The following is a 4010-nucleotide window of genomic DNA, read 5'->3' as shown; positions in this document are numbered from 1 at the left end:
GGGACGCCGGCTGCACCATGCGCACGGTGAAGGAGGCGACCGGCATCCAGCCCCACCACTTCATGATGGCCGACTTCAACGCGGTCAAGACGCTGACCACGGCGGTCGGCGGCGTGAAGGTCTGTGTGGAGCACGCCGTCGACGACCCGAAGTCCCATCTGAAGCTGCCCGCGGGCGAGTCGCAGATCGAGGGCGAGCAGGCCCTGGCCTTCCTGCGCACCCGGCACTCCTTCGGCAACGAGGGCGACCTGGACCGCATCAAGGTCCAGCAGCAGTTCCTGGGTTCCCTCATGCGGCAGATGTCCTCCAGCGACACCCTCACCAGCCCCACCAAGCTGATCAAGCTGGCCGAGGCCGCGACCAAGGCGCTCACCGTGGACAGCGCCATCGGCAAGGTGGGCACGCTGAAGGACATCGCCCTGGAGCTGAAGAAGGTACCGCCGAAGAACATCACGTTCCTGACGGTGCCGGTGGTCGACAACCCCGCCGAGAAGGTCAGGGCGACGGTCGTCCCCAACCAGTCCAAGGCACCCCAGGTCTTCGACATGATCGCGAACGACGTCTCCTTCACCGAGGTCAAGAAGAAGGAGAAGAAGGAGGCCGCCGCGGTCGCCGCCCGCCTCAAGGGCACCAAGTCCGACCCCGGCGAGGTCCGCGTCCGCATCCTCAACGGCGGCGCCCCCTCGGGCAGCGCCCAGCTCGAACTCAACTACCTCCAGACCGAAGCAGGCGTCACCAAGTCCGAGAACGCCGGCAACGCCCCCGAGGAACTCAAGAAGACCACCCTCGAATACGCCCCCGACCAGGCCGACCAGGCCCGCCGCCTCGCCGACATCCTCGGCCTGTCCGGATCCGCCATGAAACCCGGCGAAAGCGTCACCAACTCCCAGGGCCTGCCCACCATGACCCTCACCCTCGGCAAGGACTTCAAGGGCGCCGGAGTCAAACTCGACGCCGCGTCGATCGAGACGCCCGAGGTGGAGAAGTCCACGGCCGACAAAGTTCAGTGCGCGAGTTGAGGCCGTAGCGCAACCTCACGGGCCCGTCGCATGTCTCCAAGACGTACGGCGGGCCCTGAGGGCTGTGGAGGACGTAGAAGTTGACGCAGAACACTGTGCAGGAGGCCGTACCGGCCGCCGAGGACGAGGCCGCCCTCGGGGACGGGAGCGGCGAGGGCCCGGGCGACGGGCGCAGGGCGCCGCGCAAGCACCGGGTGCTCCGCTGGTCGGCGATGGTGCTGGCCGTGCTGATAGTGGGCACGGCCGGCGCCGGCTACGTCTACTACCGGCACCTCAACGCCAACATCGAGCAGCAGGAACTCAATCTCGGTGACGAGAAGATCCCGGAGCCGACGCCGAACGCCGCGGGGCAGACCCCGCTGAACATCCTGCTCATCGGATCCGACGCGCGGGACAGCAAGGAGAACCAGGAACTCGGCGGCGCCCGGGAGACGTTCGGCTCCACACCGCTGGCGGACGTCCAGATGTTGGTGCACCTGTCCGCCGACCGCAGCAACATGTCGGTCGTCAGCATGCCGCGGGACACCCTCGTGAGGATCCCGAAGTGCACCGACCCCGACGACGGCACGGTGTACCCGGCGAGCAACGGGCGGGTGATGACCAACCAGAGCCTCGGGCACGGCGGTCCGGGCTGCACCGTCGCCACCTGGCAGGAGCTCACCGGCATCCACATCGACCACTTCCTCATGGTCGACTTCGCGGGCGTCGTGTCGATGGCGGACGCCGTCGGCGGTGTCCCGGTGTGCGTCGACGCCAACATCCACTCGCGCGACGGCCAGGGCCACGGCTCCGGCCTGAAGCTGGAGAAGGGCACCCACCCGGTCAAGGGCGAACAGGCCCTGCAGTGGCTGCGCACCCGTTACGGCTTCGAGGACGGCAGCGACCTGGCACGGGCCAAGGCCCAGCACATGTACATGAACTCGATGGTCCGGGAGCTGCGCGAGAACGCCACCCTGAGCAACCCGAACAAGCTGCGCAGGCTCGCCGAGAAGGCCACCGAGGCGCTCACCGTCGACCCGGGCCTGAACTCGGTCAAGAAGCTCTACGACCTCAGCACCGAGCTGCGGAAGGTCGAGCCGGAGCACATCACCATGACCACCATGCCGAACCGGTACGTGGGCGCGCGGGTGGAGCCCACGGAGGACGCCGAGCAGCTCTTCCGGCTGGTGCGCGAGGACATCGCCCTGGACGGCGGGGACACGGAGAAGAAGGCTCCCTCGACGCAGGAGGACCGGAGCCCGGACGACCCGGCGGCCGAGGACGCCGAGATCCCGGTCCTGGTGCAGAACGGCACCCGCACCGACACCCTGGGCGCGGCCCCCGACCGGGCCGGCACCGTGGCGGAACTGCTCGTGGACGAGGGGTTCACCAGGGCGGTCGCCGACCAGGGCGCGTCCCTGAGCGAGAAGACGACCGTCGTCCGCTACCCGAGCGCGGACCTGGAGGGCGACGCCGCGGCGGTCGCCGAGGCCCTGGGCCTCGGGCCGGGCGCGGTGCGCAGGTCGACCGACGTCTCCGGCGTCACGCTCGTGGTGGGCGCGGACTGGCGCGAGGGCACGGCGTACAAGGCGCCGGAGGAGAACAACGAGGTGCCGGAGACCGCCGAGGCGCTCAACGGCGCGGACGACGAGGCCTGCATGAAGGTGAACCCCGCGTTCACCTGGTGAGAACGGCGTCACGGGCCCTCTCCGGAAGGGAGGGGGCCCGTGACGGTGTCCGGTCAGTGCGAGGCGGCGTCCGCGCGGACCGAGGGGCGCCGGCTCGCGATCACCTTGCGGGCCAGGGACTTCGGGCTGGTCAGGAAGCCCCAGCCCCACGACATGTGCATGGTGGCCAGCGCCACCGGGATCTGCAGCCGCGCCTTGAGCGGCAGCCCCTTGCCCGCCGGTACGGACCCCAGCACGATCGCCGCGAGATAACCGCCGGGCACCACGAAGCCCCACGGGGTCAGCGCGGCGCCGACCACGGCCCCGGCCGCGATCGCGCACACCGCGGCCGGCGGGGCCAGGTAGCGCAGGTTGATGGAACCGGAGTGGTAGCGGGCCACGACGTGCCGCCAACGCCCGTAGTCCTTGTACTGCTTGGCCAGCGCCCGCACGCTAGGCCGGGGCCGGTACGACACCTTCAGCTCCGGCGAGAACCAGATCAGCCCGCCGGCCTCACGTATGCGGAAGTTCAGCTCCCAGTCCTGGGCGCGGATGAACTCCACGTTGTACCCGCCCTGCTGCTCCAGCGCCTCGCGCCGGAACACACCCAGGTACACCGTCTCGGCGGGAGCGGCCTCGCCACCGGTGTGGAAGGCGGCGTTGCCCACGCCTATCCGCGACGTCATCGCGGCCGCGACGGCGTGCTCCCAGTCGTTCTCCCCCTCGGCGTGCATGATGCCGCCGACGTTCTGCGCGCCGGTCTCCTCCAGGAGCCGTACGGCGGTCGCGATGTAGTTCGGGGAGAGCATCCCGTGCCCGTCGACGCGGACCACGACCGGATGGCGCGAGGCCTTGATCGCCGCGTTGAGGGCGGCCGGGGTGCGGCCGGTCGGATTGGGCACGGTGTGCACCCGCGGGTCCTCGGCCACGAGCTCGGCGGCGATCTCGTCCGTGCGGTCCGTGGACGGACCGAGGGCGATCACGACCTCCATCTCGCCGGCGTACTCCTGGGCGAGGATCGCGCGGACGGCGCCGCGCAGGTGCCGTTCCTCGTTGAGGACGGGCATGATCACGGAAACGGCGGGGAGCCGCACGTCGGGATTGGCGTTCATAGAGGGCTCACGTTACCGCGAACGGGGGACACCGATGCGCGCGCCGGGGGCGATGTGCCGGGCCGCAGATCGTATCGGCCTACCGTGCTCGGGATCCCACGTACGGCCGTCGTCCGGAGGTGTCCCCCTTGCCCACGCCGCCGCGGTCCCCCCGGCCCCGCCCCGCACCGCAGCGTCCCCCGCGGCCGGCCCGCACGGGCCCCGGGCCCACAGCGTCGGCCGCACCACCCGTG

General features: G+C 70.5%; 3 protein-coding genes. 2 read left to right on the top strand and 1 reads right to left on the bottom strand.

The features are described 5' to 3' along the window. Both B7767_RS32720 and B7767_RS32715 read left to right on the top strand, forming a co-directional pair. The coding region (locus tag B7767_RS32720; RefSeq protein WP_143652745.1) for an LCP family protein at window positions 1-1019 on the top strand (1019 nt) is incomplete at its 5' end. An 80-nt stretch (window positions 1020-1099) separates the two neighbouring features. After that, on the top strand, window positions 1100-2686 hold the full coding sequence (locus B7767_RS32715; protein WP_107486457.1) for an LCP family protein: 1587 nt from the start codon (window positions 1100-1102) through the stop codon (window positions 2684-2686). Between the two features lie 53 nt (window positions 2687-2739). Here the strand turns inward: B7767_RS32715 and B7767_RS32710 are convergent, their stop codons facing one another. Further along, window positions 2740-3777, bottom strand: coding sequence for a glycosyltransferase family 2 protein (locus tag B7767_RS32710; RefSeq protein ID WP_085575287.1), 1038 nt, complete (start codon window positions 3775-3777; stop codon window positions 2740-2742). Window positions 3778-4010 lie beyond the last annotated feature (233 nt).

It is taken from the genome of Streptomyces sp. 13-12-16 (genome assembly GCF_002114215.1).
Lineage (GTDB): Bacteria > Actinomycetota > Actinomycetes > Streptomycetales > Streptomycetaceae > Streptomyces.
Note: the sequence above shows the minus strand (reverse complement) of the source record. Positions and strands in the feature narration are given on the sequence as shown.

Coding starts and splice junctions, on each gene's coding strand:
- B7767_RS32710 (WP_085575287.1), bottom strand. CDS start 3,777: ATGAACGCCAATCCCGACGTGCGGCTCCCCGCCGTTTCCGTGATCATG.